The sequence below is a fragment of the Micromonospora sp. NBC_01405 genome, assembly GCF_045040155.1.
Classification (GTDB): Bacteria; Actinomycetota; Actinomycetes; order Mycobacteriales; family Micromonosporaceae; genus Micromonospora.
On the sequence record NZ_CP109532.1, the window covers coordinates 2800987 to 2820915 of the forward strand.

16 protein-coding genes, 2 tRNA genes and 2 pseudogenes are annotated in these 19929 nt (G+C 71.9%); 9 read left to right on the plus strand and 11 right to left on the minus strand.

Annotated features, from left to right (window positions below):
* Positions 1-407: 407 nt before the first annotated feature.
* Positions 408-665 (minus strand): acyl carrier protein, encoded by a 258-nt coding sequence (locus OG559_RS11655; protein ID WP_396671818.1) that lies wholly within the window; start codon positions 663-665, stop codon positions 408-410.
* A gap of 9 nt (positions 666-674) precedes the next feature.
* Positions 675-1706: a hypothetical protein gene (locus OG559_RS11660; RefSeq protein ID WP_405115075.1), complete on the minus strand. Its 1032-nt coding sequence runs from the start codon at positions 1704-1706 to the stop codon at positions 675-677.
* A gap of 699 nt (positions 1707-2405) precedes the next feature.
* Here OG559_RS11660 and OG559_RS11665 point away from each other — a divergent pair.
* From OG559_RS11665 to OG559_RS11680, 4 genes are all read left to right on the plus strand, one after another.
* Positions 2406-3233 (plus strand): hypothetical protein, encoded by an 828-nt coding sequence (locus OG559_RS11665; protein WP_405115077.1) that lies wholly within the window; start codon positions 2406-2408, stop codon positions 3231-3233.
* A gap of 126 nt (positions 3234-3359) precedes the next feature.
* Complete coding sequence (locus OG559_RS11670) at positions 3360-3785, plus strand: CBS domain-containing protein (protein WP_405115079.1); 426 nt, start codon at positions 3360-3362, stop codon at positions 3783-3785.
* A gap of 71 nt (positions 3786-3856) precedes the next feature.
* Positions 3857-4288, plus strand: coding sequence for a SufE family protein (locus OG559_RS11675; protein WP_396671821.1), 432 nt, complete (start codon positions 3857-3859; stop codon positions 4286-4288).
* Between the two features lie 143 nt (positions 4289-4431).
* Positions 4432-5067, plus strand: coding sequence for a DsbA family protein (locus OG559_RS11680; RefSeq protein WP_405115081.1), 636 nt, complete (start codon positions 4432-4434; stop codon positions 5065-5067).
* Between the two features lie 50 nt (positions 5068-5117).
* Here the strand turns inward: OG559_RS11680 and OG559_RS11685 are convergent, their stop codons facing one another.
* The 3 genes from OG559_RS11685 to OG559_RS11695 all read right to left on the minus strand — a co-directional run bounded on the left by OG559_RS11685 (position 5118) and on the right by OG559_RS11695 (position 7497).
* On the minus strand, positions 5118-5666 hold the full coding sequence (locus tag OG559_RS11685; protein WP_405116588.1) for a YbaK/EbsC family protein: 549 nt from the start codon (positions 5664-5666) through the stop codon (positions 5118-5120).
* A gap of 99 nt (positions 5667-5765) precedes the next feature.
* Positions 5766-5960, minus strand: coding sequence for a hypothetical protein (locus OG559_RS11690; RefSeq protein WP_405115083.1), 195 nt, complete (start codon positions 5958-5960; stop codon positions 5766-5768).
* Positions 5961-6072: 112 nt separating this feature from the next.
* Positions 6073-7497: an MFS transporter gene (locus OG559_RS11695; protein ID WP_405115085.1), complete on the minus strand. Its 1425-nt coding sequence runs from the start codon at positions 7495-7497 to the stop codon at positions 6073-6075.
* 364 nt (positions 7498-7861) lie between these two features.
* Between OG559_RS11695 and OG559_RS11700 the strand changes: the two genes are divergently transcribed.
* On the plus strand, positions 7862-12403 hold the full coding sequence (locus tag OG559_RS11700) for an HAD-IC family P-type ATPase (protein WP_405115087.1): 4542 nt from the start codon (positions 7862-7864) through the stop codon (positions 12401-12403).
* Between the two features lie 60 nt (positions 12404-12463).
* Here the strand turns inward: OG559_RS11700 and OG559_RS11705 are convergent, their stop codons facing one another.
* Positions 12464-13429 carry an L-threonylcarbamoyladenylate synthase gene (locus OG559_RS11705; RefSeq protein ID WP_405116590.1) on the minus strand — a complete coding sequence of 322 codons (966 nt, stop codon included), beginning with the start codon at positions 13427-13429 and terminating at the stop codon, positions 12464-12466.
* 210 nt (positions 13430-13639) lie between these two features.
* On the opposite strand from OG559_RS11705, the pseudogene OG559_RS11710 reads away from it, so the two are divergent.
* The 4 genes and pseudogenes from OG559_RS11710 to xerC all read left to right on the plus strand — a co-directional run.
* Positions 13640-13822 (plus strand): annotated as a pseudogene (locus tag OG559_RS11710) (uridylate kinase); the annotation flags it as partial.
* A 678-nt stretch (positions 13823-14500) separates the two neighbouring features.
* Positions 14501-14632, plus strand: coding sequence for a hypothetical protein (locus OG559_RS11715; protein WP_405115089.1), 132 nt, complete (start codon positions 14501-14503; stop codon positions 14630-14632).
* Positions 14633-14744: 112 nt separating this feature from the next.
* On the plus strand, positions 14745-15143 hold the full coding sequence (locus tag OG559_RS11720; RefSeq protein WP_405115091.1) for a hypothetical protein: 399 nt from the start codon (positions 14745-14747) through the stop codon (positions 15141-15143).
* A 243-nt stretch (positions 15144-15386) separates the two neighbouring features.
* Positions 15387-15770, plus strand: a pseudogene (gene xerC, locus OG559_RS11725) (tyrosine recombinase XerC); the annotation flags it as partial.
* Between the two features lie 179 nt (positions 15771-15949).
* Here the strand turns inward: xerC and OG559_RS11730 are convergent.
* The 5 genes from OG559_RS11730 to gyrA all read right to left on the minus strand — a co-directional run bounded on the left by OG559_RS11730 (position 15950) and on the right by gyrA (position 19903).
* Positions 15950-16025 (minus strand) — tRNA-Ala (locus tag OG559_RS11730).
* 43 nt (positions 16026-16068) lie between these two features.
* The gene (locus tag OG559_RS11735) at positions 16069-16197 is read right to left on the minus strand and encodes a DLW-39 family protein (RefSeq protein ID WP_350880278.1); all 129 of its coding nucleotides are present in this window, start codon (positions 16195-16197) and stop codon (positions 16069-16071) included.
* A gap of 43 nt (positions 16198-16240) precedes the next feature.
* Positions 16241-16314: transfer RNA gene (locus tag OG559_RS11740), tRNA-Ile, on the minus strand.
* A 151-nt stretch (positions 16315-16465) separates the two neighbouring features.
* Complete coding sequence (locus OG559_RS11745; RefSeq protein ID WP_405115093.1) at positions 16466-17377, minus strand: DUF3566 domain-containing protein; 912 nt, start codon at positions 17375-17377, stop codon at positions 16466-16468.
* Positions 17378-17380: 3 nt separating this feature from the next.
* On the minus strand, positions 17381-19903 hold the full coding sequence (gene gyrA / locus OG559_RS11750; RefSeq protein WP_405115095.1) for a DNA gyrase subunit A: 2523 nt from the start codon (positions 19901-19903) through the stop codon (positions 17381-17383).
* Positions 19904-19929: the final 26 nt, after the last annotated feature.

Here is a 19929-nt window from a genome sequence, read left to right on the forward strand (position 1 = left end):
TTTCTGACACACCCTCCAGGGCTGCTTGGAATCTGTCGAGCATCTCGCCATCGAGGTAGCCCGCTCCCCGGAGCTGTCACCTGAGGCGATCGCTGCTCACGGTTATCTTCCAGTAACAGCCACCCCTGCGGATCTGGACCTGTTCGACCCTGAGTTATTCAGTTTCACGCAACGTGAAGCGGAGCTGTGCGATCCCCCGTTACGGCTGTTTCTTGGGCTTTCCTCACCGACGCCGGGTACGACCACGCAGGATCGGGGCGCGGGTGGGCGGCTTCGGTGGCTCGACCACCAACCGCTACCGGTACGACTACATCGAGCGCAACCTGACCGGCTGGTTGGGACCGGGTCGGAACCGACCAGCCGGGCCGTGCCCGCCTGGTCGGCTGTACCGGCTCGGCTTGGTCGACTCAGCCAGGCTGGGCCGGCTGCTCGGTCCAGCCGGGCGCCGCCGCGACTGCGGGAGCCAGCTCCGTCGGAGTGGGGAAGTCAAGGATGTCGAGCAGGTCGACGTCCTTGGCCAGTTCCGTCCGGATGAGAGCCCGGATGCGGACCGCCGTCAGCGAGGTGCCGCCGAACTCGACGAAATCGCTCTCCGCGTCGAGCGCGTCGTTCTTGAGCGCGGCCCGCCAGATGGTGACGAGTTGCGCGGTGACGTCGATTGACATGAACTTCCCCTACTCGGTGCCCGCTGCGCCGAGCGGCACAGCGACGCTGGTCAACCGCAACAACTCGGCGCCCCGCCCGAGCTTCGCCTCAAGGCTGCCCCGGCCGAGGACCAGCCGCTGGGCGCCGGCCCCGATCGCGAGCCGCAGCGGTTCGTAGGCGATCAGGTTGAAGTACGCGAAGGCCCCGGCGGTCCGCTCGTAGTCGCAGCCCCAGCACCGGAGACGCCACACCCCGTCCTGCCGCCAGATGACCGTGAACGCGACCGGCTCTTTCGCGTCCGGGTCATCGTCGCCGAACACCGCCAGGCAGGTCGTCTGGTCGCCCAGCGAATCCGCGATGCCGGCCAGGTAGTTCGCGTACTGGTCGACGGTGCCAGCCACGTGGTACTTCTGCTCCACGTTCCGCAGCAGAGGCGCGAGCTCCTGGTGGCGCGCCGACAGCTCGACCTCGATGATCCGCAGGCCCGCCGACCGGAACCGGCGTTGCTCCTTGCGGATCATCTCCCGCCGGCTCCGCGACTGTGCCGCCAGATATCCCGCGAAGGAGTCGAAGGTCACCGGGATGAATGCTTCGAGGCTCTCCACCAGTACCGGGTCGTCCGCCGCGACCAACGGCGACACCGCCGCCAACAACTCGTCGTCCAGCAGCGGGAAACACGCGAAGTCGAGCTGGTGGGACCGTTCCGTCACCAGGTCCCAGCCCGCCTTCAGCAGGGCCGCGCGGACCGGCCCCGGCTCCGTCCCGGGACGCACCGCCACCATCGCCGGTGCCCTGCCGAGCGACCCGAGGTAGCACCCCGTCCGCCAGCCCTGCGTCGCCGTCGACCCGTCGAGCACCAACCGGGGATGGGGTGCCGCAGAGTACGGCCGCGCCACCGGATAGACCGGGAGGACACCGACCGGTCCCGCCCCGGCGTCGCGGGCGACGACGAAACGCCCCGACTGGCCGGCGTCCGCCAGGGCCCGCTCCGCCCGGATCAATTCCCGCCGGTCGCTTTCCCCGAGGAGTTCCGGCGCATCGTTACTCAGGGTTGCAAACAAATCCGCTACGGTATCTACCGTGTGGCATTCATAGGGTGGCATTGCGGGCGATCTTAGGGTCCGGCATTGCCACTGTCAATGGAGCCGATGCGGGCTTCCCCGTCGGTGACCGGTCCGGTGCGTTCGGTTATTGCCGATACGGACCGAAGTAGTTCCGGGCGTGGCCGGGAATAGCACCGTGCGTCTCATCCGACTGCTCGGCCCCCGAAATTCCGGGCTGCCGTCGGCGCGACCCCGGGTGACCACCCGGTTGATCGATACGGCGGCCGGCACCACCAGCCGACGCCGACGAAGGCCTCCAACGCGAGCTGCACCAACACCTCGGACCAGGCGCCCCGGCGGGTGGCACGGACGGCCCGCCAGCCGTGCGTCAGCGGGTGGAAATCGACAACCTTCTGGAGCTGAGACGCGAGAAACGAAAGGGGAACGTGCACGCCGCAGAATGCCATGATCGGCAGGTACCCGAGATTCAGCACGGTCACCTGAAGAGCCCATCTGGAGTCGGAACGCCGCGGCACCGGCCGCCCGACACTCGCCATACGGACACCCGGCAGCCCATGATGCATCACCGATATAGACGTATCCCCGGGTGCCGGGAAGGCTCTGCTACCATCGGTGCGATCTGTAGCATGGGATGTAACTCAGCGCAATTACTTGCGATACCGAAACTGCTGAGCCCAGGTCGGAAGGGCGGAACTGGTGGACATCCCGGGTTGGCACACGCTCAAGGTCGGCACCGGTGGCGAGGTCTTACTCGTGGTCGACTTCAGCGCCGAAGCATCCCGTGCAGTTGCTGGCTTTGACGATTTTGTCCCGCTTCTTCCGGACCGCTACACCGTTCGGGCACCGAGCCGGGCTGCCTGGGCCGACAACACCGACAGCCCGGTCGAACCCGACGCTCAGTTCGCGGCCTGGCTCGCGACGGCCGACGACTTCGGACCGGAGGTGGTGGCCGTACTCGGGTACTGCGCGGGATGTCGGCTCGCCGCCGCACTCGCCGGCCGGATCGCGACCTCGACCCCACCAGCGTTGATCTTCTTCGATCCGCTGCCGGTGGTGCCGCAGACGTTGTCCTACGAGTTCGTGAAGGCCGTCACGCCGCTCGCGCCCGGCCTGGGACAGGACGTCGTCGACGGGGCCGCCGAACGGGCCCTTTCGCAGGCCGAGAGCGCCACCAGTCTCGACGAACTCGCCCGGTGGCTCAGCACCTCGTACGCCGACCTGGCGAGCCGTGGCTGCGCCGAACTCGGCATCGAGACGGAGTTCGCCGAACAGTTGATCAGCCGGCTGGCGGAGTACCTCCGGTACCTGACCATCGCGGCGGCCACGCCGTCGACACCGGGTCCCATGCCGGCCCTCGTGCTCCAGTCGCGCGAGCCGGTACCGGCCGCGCTACACGAGTACGCCGACGCCCGGCGACTCGACGTGCCACGGGCCGAACTGCTCGGCAGCCGGGAGGCCGCCGACCTGGTGACGCAGGTGTTGATCGGTCGGGAGCTGACCGCCCCTGGGCCCGTGGAACCCTGACCCCGAACCAGTGGTGGCCGGGCCGCTGCGGGCCGAGACGCTGCGCACCCGGCGCGACAAGGTGTAACGATCGCCAAACTGGGTACCGGTCTCCGAATCGGCACAGGTGCGCATTCGGAGGCTTTCATGACCGATTACCGGGTCAGCGACGTAATGACGAAGCAGGTGGTCTACCTGTCCGCGGAGACCACCCTGGACGAGGCGGCCAGGGTGATGCAGGAGGCGGACATCGGGGACGTGGTGGTCACCGACGGGGCCAGCCTCGCCGGCATGCTGACCGACCGCGACATCGTGGTCCGGGCGGTGGCCGAGCGCAGCGATCCGGCCAGCACCACCATCGGCTCGATCGTCACCCGGGAAGTGGTGATGATCGAGCAGCACGCGACCGCCGGGGAGGCGGCCTCGCTGATGCGCGAGCGCGGCGTCCGCCGCATCCTCGTCTGCGACAACGAGCGCAAGCTCGTCGGCATCGTCTCCCTCGGCGACCTCGCCATGCAGCTCGACCCCAACTCCGCCCTCAGCGACATCAGTGAGCAGGCCCCGACCCGTTGACGGGGTGGTCCCTGCCCGACGCCCTCCGGCGGCGGAGTGGCCCGCCTCTGCGACATCGGTAACCTGACTGGATGCCCGAGATGCCGACCAAGCTGGCCGAGATCGTTGACGAGTTCGCCTCCGCACCCCGCGACGTGGTGCTGGAGATGCTGCTGGAGTACGCCGACGTCATCCCGCCGCTGCCCGAGGAACTGGCCGGCCGGGAGGGCATGGAGCAGGTCCCCGAGTGCCAGACGGCGTTCTTCCTGCGCGCCGAGGTCGCGCCGGACGGCACGGTGACCACCTGGTTCGACTGCCCGCCGGAGGCGCCGACCACCCGCGCCTTCGCGGGCATCCTCGCCGAGGGGTTGGCCGGGCTGAGCGCCGAAAAGGTGCTCGCCGTGCCGGACGACCTGTACCAGCGGATGGGGCTGGCCCAGGTGATCAGCCCGCTGCGGGTCCGGGGCGGCACGGCGATCCTGGCCCGACTCAAGCGCCAGGTCCGGGAGCAGACCGCGGCCTGACGCCGCGAACCCCACCGATCCGGTGTGGGTGGACCGGTACGGAACGGGTCGGCTCCGTCGGGAGACGATGCCGGTACGACCCGTCCGCCCGTTTCGCGTCACGTCCGGGAACAGTCGCGCCGGTTGGCGGGTTGTCCCCGGACATGGAGATCGAAATCTACGCCGACGTGGCCTGCCCCTGGTGCTACATCGGCAAGCGCCGGCTGGAGCAGGCCCTGGAGTCGTACGACGGTGAGGTGACGGTCCGGTACCGGCCGTTCCAGCTCGACCCGTCGCCGGTGCCGACCCCACAGCCTCTCGTGTCGGGACTGGCCGCGAAGTTCGGTAGCCGGGAACGCGTCGAGCAGATGTTCACCCACGTGACCGGTGTCGCGGCGGACGCGGGGCTGCGGCTGGACTTCGACCGGGCGGTCGCCGCCAACACCTTCGACGCCCACCGGCTCGTTTGGTACGCCTCCCGGCAGGGCCTCGCCGCCGAGACCGTGGACGCCCTGTACCGGGCCCACTTCACCGACGGCGTGGATGTCGGATCGCGCGTGGCACTGGCCCGGCTCGCCGGTGGGGTGGGGCTCGACGAGGCCGAGGTGCGGGCCTTCCTCGACTCCGGGGAGGGGTCGTCGGAGGTCACCGCCGAGCTGGCCGCCGCGCGGGAACTGGGCGTGACCAGCGTCCCGACGTTCGTGCTGGCCGGGAAGTACGCGGTCACGGGGGCGCAGGAGCCGCAGACCCTGCTGGCAGCCCTGACCGAGGTGGAGCAGCGCGAGTCGAGCGCCCGCTGACATCGAAGATCACGATGTTTCACGTGCAACAACATCGACAGACTTGAAATTCACGCCGGCTTGGCCAGGCCCTCCACCACCCGCGCGCCGGGCAACGCGCCGAGGGCCGGCCCCGGTAGTGCGATCTTGCTGTGCCGCACACCCGAGCCGATGATGACGTGCGGGGCGGCGACGACCCGGGCGTCGACCAGGATCGGCCAGTCCTCGGGCAGCCCGATCGGGGTGATCCCGCCGTACTCCATCCCGGTCACCTCGACCGCGTCGGCCATCGGGGCGAAGCTCGCCTTGCGCACGTCGAGCATCCGGCGGGCCATCCCGTTGACGTCCACGCGCGTCGTGGCGAGCACGACGCAGGCGGCGTACCGCACCTCGCCCCCGCGCCGGCCCGCGATCACCACGCAGTTCGCCGACACGTCCAGCCCCACCTCGTACGCGGCGCAGAACTCGGCGGTATCGGCGAGGCCAGCGTCGATCGGCGCTACCAGCACGTCGTCGACGCCCACCGGGGTGTCGGCGGACCACTGCCCGATCGCGGCGGCCACCGGGGCCGCCAGCAGGTCGAGTCGGGTCCGGGCGGGCTCGGTCTTCAGCGTTCCTATCACGGGTGGATCCTCGCACCCCGTCCCCCCGTGCTCGCGGAGGCCCGTCGCGGCCGACCCACTGGACCCGTTTCCACCCCGGTCGGAACGGGCGGCCCGTCAGCCGTTGGCGATGAACGAGTTGTCCCGGACGAACGTCCGGTCCCCGGCGGCGGCGATTTCCTCGGCGCGGAGCAGGCCGGGCCGGCGGGCCTCCAAGTCCTCGAAGGCGTGCCGGACGGCGATCCGGATCACCCCGTAGAGGAACACGAATCCGCAGACGTAAAGGGTCACGGTGGTGACGAGAACCAGCATGGGGCAACCGTAGGCAGCCGGCGAACGAGTGGACTTCTCATCTCCGGCGGGTTCCCCCGTACGTGTCGACCCAGCTACGGGTGCCCGTCCGGGGCACGGTGGAACGGCTCCGTCATCCAGGGGGCCGGGCCTGAGCCGGAACCACCCGTCCGGCGAGGAGGACGCCCAACGCGGCCAGGGCGGCGGCCAGCACGAGAACAGTGGTGTAGCTGCCCGGGCCCGGCGCCGACCCGACCGCGAGCACCGCGCCGGTCAGCGCCAGCACCGACGCCGCGAACAGCGAGTCGCCCAGTTGCAGGGACGAACTGTTGCGCCCCTGCTCGCCGGGGGCCGACAGCTCCAGGGTGAGCACCGACAGCGACGGGTACAGGAGCCCCATTCCGAGCCCGGCGGCTGCCCAGCCGAGCACCCCGACCGGCAGCGGCACCGCCGGCCACACCGCGAGCGCCACCGTGGCCGTCCCGACGGCGATGCAGACCAGCCCGGCGCGTACGAGGACGGCCGGCGAACCGGGCACGGGCAGCCGCGCCCGACCCCCGCTCCCCCGGGCACTGCCCGGCGCTGGCAGCCGGCCCTGCAACCAGGACCCGGCCGACCAGGAGAGCGCCCCGACGGTGAGCAGCAGGCCCGCCTCGGTCGGCGACAGCCCGCGCTCCCGGGAGAGCATCAGCGGGATCACCATCTCCGCGCTGGCGAACGCGGCGGAGGCCAGACCGCGCAACCCGACCACCGTCGGCAGGCCCCGGCCGGCCCGCAGGAAGCCGGCCGGCAGCAGGCGTGGGGCGCAGCACAGCAGGCCGGCGAGCGCCGCCACCACCAGGCCGACCGCCGACGCGCCGCGCTGCTGCCCCCCGTAGTGCAGCAGCGCGGCGCTCACCCCCGCCCCGCAGGCCCAACCGACCCGGGCCGCCACGCCCGCGGCCAGCCGGACGGCGGGCGAGACGACGGCCCGCAGGCCCGGCTGGATGAGCAGCACCGCCGGCACCGCCACCGCCGGCACCGCCAGGAAGACCCAGCGCCAACCGAGGTGCTCGACGATCAGCCCGGCCAGCGCCGGCCCGACCAGCGACGGTACGACCCAGGCCGCCGCGAATGCGGCGAAGATCCGCCGGTGCAGCGCCTCCGGGTACGCCCGCCCCACCACCACGTACAACGCCACCGAGAGCAGGCCGGAGCCGAAGCCCTGCACCAACCGACCCGCCACCAGCACGCCCATGGTCGACGCGGTACCGGCGAGCAGGAGCCCGGCGACGAACCAGCCCACCCCGTGCCACACCGGTGCACGGGGACCCCGGGCGTCGCACCAGATGCCGGAGACCACCATGGCCACCACGCCGGAGGCGAAGGGGCCACCGAACGCCAGCCCGTACCAGGACAGCCCGTCGAGGTTGCGGGCGACCGTGGGCATCGCGGTGCCGACGGCGAGCGCCTCGAACGCGACCAGCGAGACCAGGGCCACCACGCCCACCGTCATGGCCCGCAGGCGCGGGGCGAACAGGCGCTCCGGCGTGACCTGGCACGCGACCACGGGGGTCACCGGCGACCGGCCGTACCGGACACCCGGTCCGGGGCCCGCCGTGACGCGTCCCGACGACGACACCCGCCCCCCGGCAGCCCTCGGCCCGCCTGCGGCCTGAACAGTTCCCACGACATGCGGCCAGCTTCCGCCCTGAACCCCGATGGAAGTCAAGTCGGAGGTGACCGGAGTCTCGGCGTCCACCGGGTCCCACCCGCTCCGGTCCGTCCCCGCCGACTGCGGAAACTCCCGCCGACGGGGAATAACGGGCGTACGGGCGGGAAGGCAGCCCGCCGGGACCGAGCGTGGGAGGCGAAATGGGGCACGGTGGGGGCAACGGCGGCACGGGGAGGCCCGGCCGGCCGATCTCCGGCCGTACCGCTCAATGACGTTGCTGGGCCGGGTGACCGGCCGCCTCCTGCCGTCGGTGGCGGTGCCACCCCTCGTCGGCGACGCGTCACGGGCGGTGCCGCACCTCGTCGGCGACGCGTCCCGAGCCGTCCCGCACCTGGTCGGCGACGCGTCGCGTACCGCCGGTGCCGCCGCGGCCCGGCTGGCCCGGCTGGCGGGCCTGGCCCGACGCCGGGTCTGGTCCCGGCCCGGGCGGCACCACATCGAGGTGCACGGCGTCTGCCAGGACGGCGGCGACAGACTGGCCCGCCAGGTGGAGCGGGAGCTACAGCTGCTGCCCGGCGTGCGGTGGGCCAGGGTCAACGCCCCCTCGGGCAGAGTGGTGGTGGAGGTCGGGGATCCGGAGCCGAGGCTGCGCGACCTGATCGCCACGATCGCCCGGTGCGAACGCACCTGCGAGCACGAGCCGGACCCCGAGATCCCCCCGCCGCACCCGCCGGAGGAGGGGCCGCGCACGCCCCGCACCCTCGGCGCGCTCGCCTCGGACGCGCTCGGCCTGACCCTGTCGGCGGCCACCCGGATCCTGCCGTTCACCCCGGTCCCGGCCGAGGTGGCCGGGGTGCTCGCCGCCGTCGACCTGCACCCGAAGCTGCACGCCCTGGCCAGTCGGGGGCTACGCGCCGATCCCCGCGCCGAACTGCTCTTCCCGCTCGCCGAGGCGGTCGTCCAGGGACTGACCGGCGGCTGGACCGGAATCGTGCTGGACGGCGCACAACGGATCGTGCGGTGGGGCGAGGCGCACGCCCAGCTCGTGGCCTGGACGAAGGCCGAGCCCCAGCTCACCGGCGACCCGGAGCGGGCCGTCGCCCGGGCGCCCACGGCCGGCCGGCCGAACCCGAAGCCGGACGGCCTCGTCGAGCGGTTCGCCCAACGGATGCTCGCCGCGGGGGCGGCGGCCGGCGCGGCGGCGGTGCCGGTGGTCGGCCCCAAACGGGCCGCCGCGGTGGCGCTGTCCAGCCTCCCCAAGGCCCCGGGCAGCGGCCGCGAGGGATACGCGGCCCAGCTCGGCCGGATGCTCGCCCGGCGCGGCGTGATCGCCATGGATCGCAGCGTGCTGCGGGAACTGGATCGGATCGACACGGTGGTGCTGGACACGGCGGTGCTCGGCTCGAACCGGGGGGTGCTGGCCGATCTGGCCCCGCTGTCCGGGGCGGACACCGGACAGGTGGCGGCCCGCGCTTTCGCCCTCTTCGACCCCGCCGCCCCGGACCGGACGCGGGAGGCGGACGGGTGGCGGCTCGGCCCGCTGGACGAGCTCGACGCCACCGACCCGGGCGACACCGACGACAGCCGGCGGATGCGGGCGGACGGTGCCACCCTGCTCGGCCTCGCCGAGGGGGACCGCCTGGCCGCCCTGCTCCGGGTGGAGCCCGAACCCGCCCCGGCCATGGACGCGCTGCCCACCGCCTCCCGCCGGGCCGGCCTGCGCCTGGTGGTGGCCGGCGACGAGGACGGCCGGTACGCCTTCGCCGACGCCGTGCTGCCCGGCGGCACCCGGACCGCCGAGACCGTCCGCCGGTTGCAGCGCGAGGGCGCGGTGGTGATGCTGCTCTCCGCCGACCGGGCGGCGCTGGGCGCGGCCGACTGCGGGCTGGGGCTGGCGGGCCCGGAGGACCTGCCGCCCTGGGGCGCGCACCTGCTGGTCGGTACCGACCTGCGAATCGCCGCGCTGATCATCGAGGCGGCCGGGGTGGCCCGCCGAATGACCGAACAGAACATCCGGCTGTCCATGGCCGGCACCGGCCTGGCCGCGCTGGGGGCGTTCACGGCCGAGCCCCGGAGGCTGCCGAGACTGTCGCTGAACACCGTCAACGGGACCGCCGCCCTGGCCTTCCTGCACGGGGTGTGGCGGGCGGGTCGGCTGCGGGACCGCGCCGACTCCCCGGTTCCGGCCGTGACCGCCTGGCACCTCATGCCGGCCGACGCCGTGCTCCGCCAGCTCGACACCGACGCCGATGGCCTGGACTCCACCGAGGCGGAGCGCCGCTCCGGTGGCAGGGCCGGGGAGGAGACCGGCCCGTCCGGGCTGCTCCGCGCCTTCGTCGACGAGCTGGCCAACCCGCTCACGCCGGTGCTCGCCGCCGGCGCGGTGCTCTCCGCGAGCTTCGGCTCGCTGGTCGACGCGGCCCTCGTCGGCGGGGTGGTGGCCGGGTCGGCCCTGGTCGGGGCGGTGCACCAGCGCAACACCGAACGGGCGCTGGCCGAGCTGCTGTCCCGCTCGGCGGTCACCGCCCGGGTCCGCCGGGACGGCGAGGAAAGGCCGGTGCCCGCGGACGACCTGGTCCCGGGGGACGTGATCGTGCTCGGGCCCGGCGACGCCGTACCGGCGGACTGCCGGGTGCTGGCGACGGACGGCCTGGAGGCCGACGAGTCGTCGCTGACCGGCGAGTCGCTGCCGGTGGGAAAGACCTCCGACCCGGTGGTCGCCGCCGCCGTCGCGGACCGGCGCTCCATGCTGTACGAGGGCACCACCATCGCCACCGGTCACGGCACGGCCGTGGTGGTGGCCACCGGCGCGGGCACCGAGGCCGGGCGGAGCCTGGCGCTGGCCCGGCAGTCGCCCCCGGCGAGCGGGGTGGAGGCCCGGCTCGGCCGGCTGACTCGCTCGGCGATCCCGCTGGCCGCCAGCTCGGCGGTGGCGGTAGCCGGGGCGGGACTGCTGCGCGGCGTACCCCTGGCGGAGACGGCGGCGACCGCCGCGAACCTGGCCGTGGCATCGGTGCCGGAAGGGCTGCCGTTCCTGGTCAGCGCCGCCCAGCTCGCCGCGGCCCGACGGCTGGCCGAGCACGGCGCGCTGGTCCGCAACCCGCGCACGATCGAGGCGCTGGGCCGCGTCGACGTGCTCTGCTTCGACAAGACCGGCACCCTCACCGAGGGCCGGTTGCTGCTCGCCGGCGTGGGCGACGGCGGCGGCACCCGGTACGCCCCGCCGGACCGGCTGGACGATTCGCTACGGCTGACCCTGGCCGTCGCGCTGCGGGCCACCCCGGCCGGAGACCCGGACGAGCTGCCACAGCAGACCGACCGGGCGGTCCGCCGGGGCGCCGGGTTGGCAGGGGTCGACGAGCTGGTCGGCGCGGACGGCTGGCGGGCGGTGGGCGGGCTGCCTTTCGAGCCGTCCCGCGGCTACCACGCCACGGTCGGCAGAACCGGCGACGGCCTGCTGCTCAGCGTCAAGGGCGCGCCGGAGACCGTGGTGCCGCGGTGCGCCGATCGGCGTACCGCCGACGGCGGCGACGCACCGCTGGACGACGCCGGCCGGGACGAGCTGCACCGGATGCTCGCCGACCGGGCCGGTGCCGGGCACCGCATCCTGGCCGTCGCCGAGCGCCGGGTCGCCGGGGAGACCGTCACCGACGAGCAGGTCGACGGCCTGGTCTTCGTCGGCTTCCTGGCGCTCGCCGACGGGGTACGCGAGTCCGCCGCGCCCGCCGTCCGCCGGATCCGACAGGCCGGGGTGCACACCATCATGATCACCGGTGACCATCCGGCGACGGCCTCGGCGATCGCGTCGACCATCAGCCCCGACCACGGCGAGCAGCGGGTGGCCACCGGCACGGAGCTGGACCGCCTCGACGATGACGCGCTCGCCGAGCTGCTCACCCGCACCGACGTGGTGGCCCGCTGCACCCCCGCCCACAAGGTCCGGATCATTCAGGCGCTGCAGAAGTGCGGCCGGACCGTGGCGATGACCGGGGACGGTGCCAACGATGCCCCGGCGATCCGGCTGGCCGACGTCGGCATCGCCCTCGGCCAGCGCGGCACCCCCGCCGCGCGGGCCGCCGCCGACCTGGTGGTGACCGACGACCGGCTGGAGACGATCATCGCCACCCTGGTCGAGGGGCGGGCCATGTGGTCGTCGGTCCGGCACGCGCTGAGCATCCTGGTCGGCGGCAACCTCGGCGAGATCGCGTTCAGCGTGCTGAGCGCGGCCCACACCGGCCGTTCGGCGCTCACCGGACGGCAACTGCTCCTGGTCAACCTGCTCACCGACCTCGCGCCGGCGCTGGCCATCGCGGTCCGGCCGCCCGCCTCCGACCACGCCGACCACCTGCTGCGGGAGGGCCCCGACACCTCGCTCGGCGCGACCCTCAACCGGGAGATCGCGCTGCGCGCGGCGTCCACCACGCTGGGCGCGACGGTGGGCTGGACGCTCGCCCGATACACCGGACGGCAGCGCCGGGCCGGTACGGTCGCGCTCGCCTCGCTGATCGGCACCCAGCTCGGGCAGACCGTGCTCGCCGGCGGGACCAGCCCGACGGTGCTCGCCTCGACCGCCGCGTCGGTCGGGGTACTGGTCTTCGTGGTGCAGACCCCGGGGGTCAGCCAGTTCTTCGGCTGTACCCCGCTCGGGCCGGTCGGCTGGGGCATCGCCGCCGGCTCGGCGCTCGGCGCCACCCTCGCCAACGGCGCCCTCACCCGCCTGCTCGACAGCGGGGAGGCCACCTCGGCCGACGCCGAAGGGGCCACCCCGGCCGACGCGTCCGATGGCGACAGGGCTCCCTCCGACAGGTGAGGGCGGTCGTACCGAGCCCGCCACCCGACCCCGCCTGAGGCAGTACAGCCGGCCCCGCCGTCAGCCGCCCTGGTGCCAGGTCGCGGCCGCCCGACCCAGCCGGTCGTTGATCGCCCGGCCCACGCCGACGTCCGGAACCCGCTCGGCGACGATCTCGGTCACCCCGGCCGCGTCGAGCCGGTGCAGCGCGTCGAAGAGCCGGGCCGCCGCCACCGTCAGGTCCCCCACAGGCGACAGCACCTCGACCGCCACCCAGTCGCCTTCCGCCGGGCGCTCCCGGAAGGCCAACAGCCCTCGCCGGCCACCGTCGCCGGCCACCGACTCCGCCGCCCCGACCACCCGCAACGGGGTACGCGGGGCGTAGTGCGCGGCCAACGTGCCGGGCGCCACCGGCTGACCGGAGCTGCCCGACCGTACGGTCACCGGGCCGACCGCCTCGACCAGGGCCTCCACCGGCAGCGCGCCGAGCCGGAGCACCACCGGGCGCTCGCCCCGGGCGTCCACGATCGTGGACTCGATTCCGCACCGGGTCGGCCCGCCGTCGAGCACCACGTCCACCGCCGCGCCCAGCCCGGCCACCACGTGCTCGGCGCGGGTGGGGCTGAGCTGGCCGAACCGGTTGGCGCTGGGCGCGGCCACCGGCACCCCGGCCGCGGCGATCAACGCCCGGGCGGACGGCTCGTCCGGCACCCGGACGGCCATCGTGTCCAGCCCCGACGTGACGATCGGCGGAATCACGGCGGGGCGGTCCACGATCAACGTCAGCGGACCCGGCCAGAACCGCTCGGCCAGCGCCTCCACCGCCGCCGGCACCCGCCCCACCAGCCCGGCCAGGTCAGCCGCGTCGGCCAGGTGGGTGATCAGCGGATCGAAGCTCGGCCGCTGCTTCGCCTCGAAGATCCGGGCCGCCGCACGGGCGTCGAGGGCGTTGGCGCCCAGCCCGTAGACGGTCTCGGTGGGGAACGCCACCAGCCCTCCGGCGCGCAGGACGCAGGCGGCTTCGGCGATGCCGCCCTCGGCGGGCAGGAGGCGTGGGGATCCGGTGCTCACGCCCCGACGCTAACCTGCCCGTCCCGAGGGCACGGCTGGTGGGGGCGTGCCCGCCCGAGCCCCCCACCAGCAGCCACTTCCGTATGCGGCAATCTCGCTCCCTCGGGCATTGGCAGGCGCGAAAGGGCTGCCGCACATAAGGTCGGCCCGACACTGCGACCTTCGCGAGACTAGGACGGGCAGGACATGGACCAAGGCGCCCGCGACGAGATGCTCGGCCGCCTGGCTGAGGCAGTCGGGTCCGTCACAGTCGCGTACCCGACGCGGGTTGCCATCGACGGACCGCCCGCCGCCGGCAAGACCACCCTCGCCGACGAGCTGGCCGTCGTCTTGCGCGAACAGGGCCGCGACGTCATCCGCGCGACGATCGGACCCAGGGGTGACGCGCGGGGCGGGGCGTGGTTTGCGGGCCGGCTGACTTTCCGCCCCGGCGCCGTAGGCGGCCGGGGCGGCGGCTCCGTCAGGAGCCGGTTGCCGCGCCCAGGCCCGCGCCGCGCGGAGCGCCTTGATCCAAGTACAGGCCAATTCGGCAACAGATCACAGGAGCTCCGAGCCGACCAAGGCCAACACGACACCACCCACCGCCCGACACCTCCACCCGCAGCGGGTGCTGGAGCCCATAGTTTCGCCGCCGTCAGAAAGTCGGTACGGCACCAAATGTGAGTGGCGGAGATCACATTGACTGCGAAAAAATCTCAGTATGCGGCCTATTCGCCTCTATTGGCCTTTTATCGTAAACGATAGCTCTACACCTGTGCGGGTATATTTTTCCTCACATATCGGTCAGGCTCGCGCGGTATGCAACTTGCACAACGCCTGCTAAAAATGCCCATAAATCAACTGCAAGCCGCGCATGACAGACAGAAAAAAACGCACAGAATTGTGCGATTAGTTGATCTTGATCTGTTTCGTGCGGACATACCGCGACGGCCCGTCCCTCGTTACGCAAAGGGACGGGCCGCAGGTCCGTTGGGGGCAGGGGCGGCACAAAACCGTTGGAGCGGGTGCCGCCCCCTAACCTGCATCCGGCAAGGAAGTGCAGGTTCGATGAGAGTAACGAATGGACAGGACGACCGGTCGCGTTGGCGGAGGGCCACTCTGGGCGAGTGGGCTGCCCTGCTGGGCGGGATCGCCGGCATCATCGGGGCGATCTCCGGGCTGCTGGTCGCACTGAAGTAACGAGCTGGCCGCGCGCCCACCGAACTGTGGATCTCGGTGGGCGCGCGCCTCTCACTGCGTGCCGCCCTCTGTCGGTTCTTGCGCCGCCTATGCCAGGGGCAGGGTCTCACGTGTGGCCGAAACCGGTCCGGGTCTTCGCCAACCCGGGATCACCGAGAACCCGGCCGATTGCCTGCCGGGTTGGATGCCGCAGCTTATGAACTGGCTCGGCGGGTTCGGCTGGCATCACCACCGCACCGACGCCGAAGCCTGGGTCCGCAACCTCCTCGGCGTCACCGTCCCCTCCGACGACGCCCCGCCCGCCGGCCCCGACGGGCCACCCGCCTTCGCCTGGGAACTCGCCCGACCCGATGACCCCGACATCCCACCCCTGCGCCACCGGCTCCTCAAGGCGCTGTCTCAACGCGCGCAGTGGAAGGCCGCGCTCCTCGCCGCCCGATACCAGGCCGCGCAGGGTGCCTCAATGTTGACCCGCTCCGACTCTGTCGACCAGGAAGGACGTGCGTCATGACAGCCCTCAACCGTCCCCTCACGGAGCGGTCCTCCGCGTCGCCCTGGCCGACGCCGAACGAATGGACCTGGTGCCGCGCAACGTCGCCAAGGCAGCCAAGCCTCCGGCCCTCGGTCGGGTCGAGCGGCGTGCCCTGACGCCTGAGGAAGCCAAGACGCTGCTGTCGGTGCTCGCCGGTGACCGGTTGGAACCGCTGTTCGTGCTGGCCTGGCGACCGGCCTGCGGCGGGCTGAGCTGCTGGGGCTGCGTTGGTCGGATGTCGACGCGCCGGGGAAGGCGTTGTTCGTGCGCCAGACTCTCCAGCGGACCGATCGTGGTCTTGAGTTCGTGCCGCCGAAGACGCACCGGTCAAGTCGTCCGCTGCCGCTGTCGGGCCTGGCGGTCCGGGCGTTGGAGTCGCAGCGGGTGCGGCAGGCCAAGGAGCGACTTGCCGCCGGGGAGGTGTGGTCGGATCACGGCCCGGTCTTCGCCAGCACGATCGGTACACCGACGGAACCGCGGAACGTGAACCGCCGCTTCGAGCAGATCCGCGCGGCGGCCGGGTTGGGCTGGCTGCACCCACACGCCCTACGACACGCGTTCGCCACGTTCCTCCTCGACCAGGGCGAGGAGCTGCGGACGGTGATGGAACTGCTCGGGCACTCCACGATCCGGATGACCGCCGACACCTACGGGCACGTCCTACCCGCACGGGCTCGTCAGGCTGCCTCAGCAATCGGACCGGGTTCTCGGCGAGGAGAGGACGGCGTGACCGCCTGGCTGCACAAATGGCTACACCCGGGACCGAGATCAACCAATGAAAGTGCTGGTGGAGCCCAGGGGACTCGAACCCCTAACCCCTGCCTTGCAAAGGCAGTGCTCTGCCAGTTGAGCTAGGGCCCCGAGGGCGGGCGAAGCCGCCGGGAGCTGAGTGTCGGAGAAATGATCAGCGCAGGTCAGGGGCGGTGGTCGCCTCATGCCACAGGGCACGCTCGTCGTTCGAAACCTTGATCTTCCTGACCACCACGGCGGCCACGCCGACAATGCCGGCCAGAATCAGAAGCTTCTTGAACATGGGGCGACCCCTTGCGCTCGACAGCCGTCGGAACCATGTGCGGTGGGGCTAGCTGGAATCGAACCAGCGACCTCAGAGTTATCAGCTCTGCGCTCTAACCGACTGAGCTATAGCCCCGCGTGGCGACGGCCAAGGTTAACGCATCCGCCCGCCGCGCCCCAAATCGGGGGCCGGTGACGAGTCCGTGCTCGCCGTACCCCCTGAAACTACCCGGACGCACGACGCCGGGGCGACCGCTTTACGCGGCGCGCCCCGGCGTCGGGTGTGATCAGTCCCGCTCGGCGAGCGTCAGCTCGATCCCGCCGACCAGGTCGGCGCAGACGTTGTAGACGAACGCGCCGAGGGTGGCGAGCGCGGTGAACAGGACGACGTTGACCAGACCGATCAGGGCAGAGCTGAGGATCACGCCCTTGGCGGTGATCTGGAAGCCGCTCGTGCTCTGCCCGCCGGCGTTGACCAGGTCGCTCAGGCTCTCGTTGACGCTCTGGAACACACCCATGGCGTCCAGCGCCAGGTAGAGCACCGAGGTGGCGACGACCACCACGATGAAGAGCACCACGGAGACGGCGAAGGCGAACTTCATCACGGACCAGGGGTCGATCCGCTTCAGGTTCAGCCGGGCGCGCCGCGGCCCACGGGACGCGGCGGAGCTGACCGAGGTACGCGCGGCACGTACCGCTTCACCGACCCGGGCAGCCCCGACGGCCGAGGCCGACGACCCGGCGACCCCCGGCGGCAGCCCGCCACCGTTGGCGGGGCGTCCCCCCGCGCTCGGACGGGCGCCGTCCGGGCGCGGGTTGGCCGTGCCGCCACCGACACGCGGCAGTGTGCCGGTGGCGGCGCTGCCGGTCGACTGGCCGCTTCCTGTCCGGATCGGCGCTGTCGTCCCCGGGCGGCCGGCGCTGCCCGCCCCCGCGGCCGGAGCAGCCGCGGAGGTGGGCGCGTCGACGCCGGATGTCTCCGCCTTGTCACCGGTCCCCGAGTCGTCGCCGGGGGTCTCCGGCGGCGGCGTCATCCCGGGAGCCCGGGTGAACTTCGGGGCAGGCGCGTCGGCGGGGACCGTCGCCCGGCCCACGGCCGTGCGGCCGGTCGCTGGTGCGCCGCCCTTCGCGGCGGCCTCCTCGTCGACCGGGTTGGCCGAGGTCCCCTTGTTCCCCGACTTCGCCTGTGTCTCCGTCATCAACTAGTCCTGTTCGTCAGGCTCGTCGGCATTGCGAGCAATCGCCACGATAGTCACGCCGTCCGGGAGGTCCATCAGCTTGACCCCCATTGTGTTCCGGTCACGCGTACGGCGTACAGGCTTCACCGGAGTCCGGATGACGCCACCGTTGCTGGTGATCGCGAACAGCTCGTCGTCCGGGTCGATCACCACAGCGCCGACCAGACCACCGCGTCGCTCGGTGATCTTCGCAGTCAGCACACCCTTACCTCCCCGGCCCTGGACCGGGTATTCCTCGATCGGGGTACGTTTCGCGTATCCCCCGTTCGTGGCCACCAGCACGTCCAACCCCTCGCGGACGACCTCCATCGCGAGCAGGACGTCGTCGTCGCTGAACCGCATGCCGATCACGCCCGACGTGGCCCGGCCCATCGGCCGCAGCGCCTCGTCGGTGGCGTTGAAGCGGATCGCCTGGGCGTTCTTGGAGACCAGCAGCAAGTCGTCGGACGGGGCGACGAGGGCAGCACCGACCAGCTCGTCCTCATCGCGCAGGTTGATCGCGATGACTCCGCCGGAACGGTTGGAGTCGAACTCCTCGAGCCGCGTCTTCTTCACCAGGCCGTTCTTCGTGGCCAGTACCAGGTAGGGGGCCACCTGGTAATTCGGGATTTCGATGATCTGCGCGATCTGCTCGTCTGGTTGGAACGCGAGCAGATTGGCCACGTGTTGGCCCTTGGCTACCCTACTGGCTTCCGGAAGTTCGTACGCCTTGGCCCGGTACACCCGGCCCTTGTTCGTGAAGAACAGCATCCAGTCATGCGTGGAGCAGACGAAGAAGTGGCTGACGATGTCGTCCTGCCGCAGCGTGGCCCCGCTGACGCCCTTGCCGCCGCGGCGCTGGGAGCGGTACAGATCGACCTTGGTCCGCTTCGCGTACCCGGTACGGGTGATGGTGACCACCACGTCCTCGCGGGCGATGAGGTCCTCCATCGAGACCTCGCCGTCGAACGGCAGGATCTTCGTCCGCCGCTCGTCGCCCCACTTCGCGATGATCTCGCCGAGCTCCTCCGAGACGATCCGCCGCTGCCGCTCCGGCTTGGCCAGGATGTCCTTGAGATCGGCGATCTCGATCTCGAGCTTGGCCAGGTCGTCGAGGATCCGCTGCCGCTCCAGGGCGGCGAGCCGGCGCAGCTGCATGTCCAGGATCGCGGTGGCCTGGATCTCGTCGATCTCCAGCAGCCGGATCAGGCCCTGCCGGGCGTCCTCGACGGTCGGCGACCGCCGGATCAGGGCGATCACCTCGTCGAGGGCGTCCAGCGCCTTCGACAGGCCGCGCAGGATGTGCGCCCGCTCCTCGGCCTTGCGCAGCCGGAACGCGGTCCGCCGCCGGATCACCTCGATCTGGTGCTCGACGTAGTAGCGGAGGAACTGGGCCAGGTTCAGCGTGCGCGGCACGCCGTCGACCAGCGCCAGCATGTTGGCGCCGAAGGTCTCCTGGAGCTGGGTGTGCTTGTAGAGGTTGTTGAGCACCACCTTGGCGACCGCGTCGCGCTTGAGCACGAGCACGATCCGCATGCCGGTACGCCCGGAGGACTCGTCCCGGATGTCGGCGATGCCGGCGAGCTTGCCCTCCTTGATCAGCTCGGCGATCCGCTCGGCGAGGTTGTCGGGGTTGACCTGGTAGGGCAACTCGCTGACCACCAGGCAGGGGCGGCCCCGCTTGTCCTCCTCGACCTCCACCACGGCCCGCATCCGGATCGACCCACGGCCCGTCCGGTACGCGTCCTGGATGGCCTGGGTGCCGACGATGAGGCCGTGGGTGGGGAAGTCCGGACCCTTGACGATCTCGATGAGCGCGTCGAGGGTGGTCGCCTCGTCGACTTCCGGGTTCTCCAGGCACCACTGCACGGCCGCGCCGATCTCGCGCAGGTTGTGCGGCGGGATCTTGGTGGCCATGCCGACCGCGATGCCCTCGGAGCCGTTGATCAGCAGGTTCGGGATGCGGGACGGCAGGATGGTGGGCTCCTTGGCCCGGCCGTCGTAGTTGTCCTGGAGGTCGACGGTGTCCTCGTCGATGTCCCGCAGCATCTCCATCGCCAGCGGGTCGAGCTTGCATTCGGTGTAGCGCATGGCGGCAGCCGGGTCGTTACCGGGCGAGCCGAAGTTGCCGTTGCCGTCGACCAGCGGGTAGCGCAGCGACCAGGGCTGCGCCATCCGGACCAGCGCGTCGTAGATGGCCGAGTCGCCGTGCGGGTGGAACTGGCCCATCACGTCGCCGACGACCCGGGAGCACTTGACGTAGCCGCGGTCCGGCCGGTAGCCCGAGTCGAACATGGCGTAGAGGATCTTGCGGTGGACCGGCTTGAGCCCGTCCCGGACGTCCGGCAGCGCCCGCCCGACGATGACGCTCATCGCGTAGTCGAGGTAGGAGCGCTGCATCTCCACCTCGAGCCCTACCGGCTCGATGCGGTCATGCTCCACGACTGCGGCGGCAGGGGTCTCGGGGACCTCGGGCTCGCTCGGGGTGGACTCGGGGGTATCGGTCACTGTTAACCCTTATCAGAATCAGAGTC

Coding starts and splice junctions, on each gene's coding strand:
- OG559_RS11745 (WP_405115093.1), bottom strand. CDS start 17,377: ATGACGGAGACACAGGCGAAGTCGGGGAACAAGGGGACCTCGGCCAAC.
- OG559_RS11675 (WP_396671821.1), top strand. CDS start 3,857: ATGCCCGAGATGCCGACCAAGCTGGCCGAGATCGTTGACGAGTTCGCC.
- OG559_RS11735 (WP_350880278.1), bottom strand. CDS start 16,197: ATGTTCAAGAAGCTTCTGATTCTGGCCGGCATTGTCGGCGTGGCCGCC.
- OG559_RS11715 (WP_405115089.1), top strand. CDS start 14,501: ATGAGAGTAACGAATGGACAGGACGACCGGTCGCGTTGGCGGAGGGCC.
- OG559_RS11690 (WP_405115083.1), bottom strand. CDS start 5,960: ATGCTGGTTCTCGTCACCACCGTGACCCTTTACGTCTGCGGATTCGTG.
- OG559_RS11700 (WP_405115087.1), top strand. CDS start 7,862: ATGACGTTGCTGGGCCGGGTGACCGGCCGCCTCCTGCCGTCGGTGGCG.
- OG559_RS11680 (WP_405115081.1), top strand. CDS start 4,432: ATGGAGATCGAAATCTACGCCGACGTGGCCTGCCCCTGGTGCTACATC.
- OG559_RS11655 (WP_396671818.1), bottom strand. CDS start 665: ATGTCAATCGACGTCACCGCGCAACTCGTCACCATCTGGCGGGCCGCG.
- OG559_RS11670 (WP_405115079.1), top strand. CDS start 3,360: ATGACCGATTACCGGGTCAGCGACGTAATGACGAAGCAGGTGGTCTAC.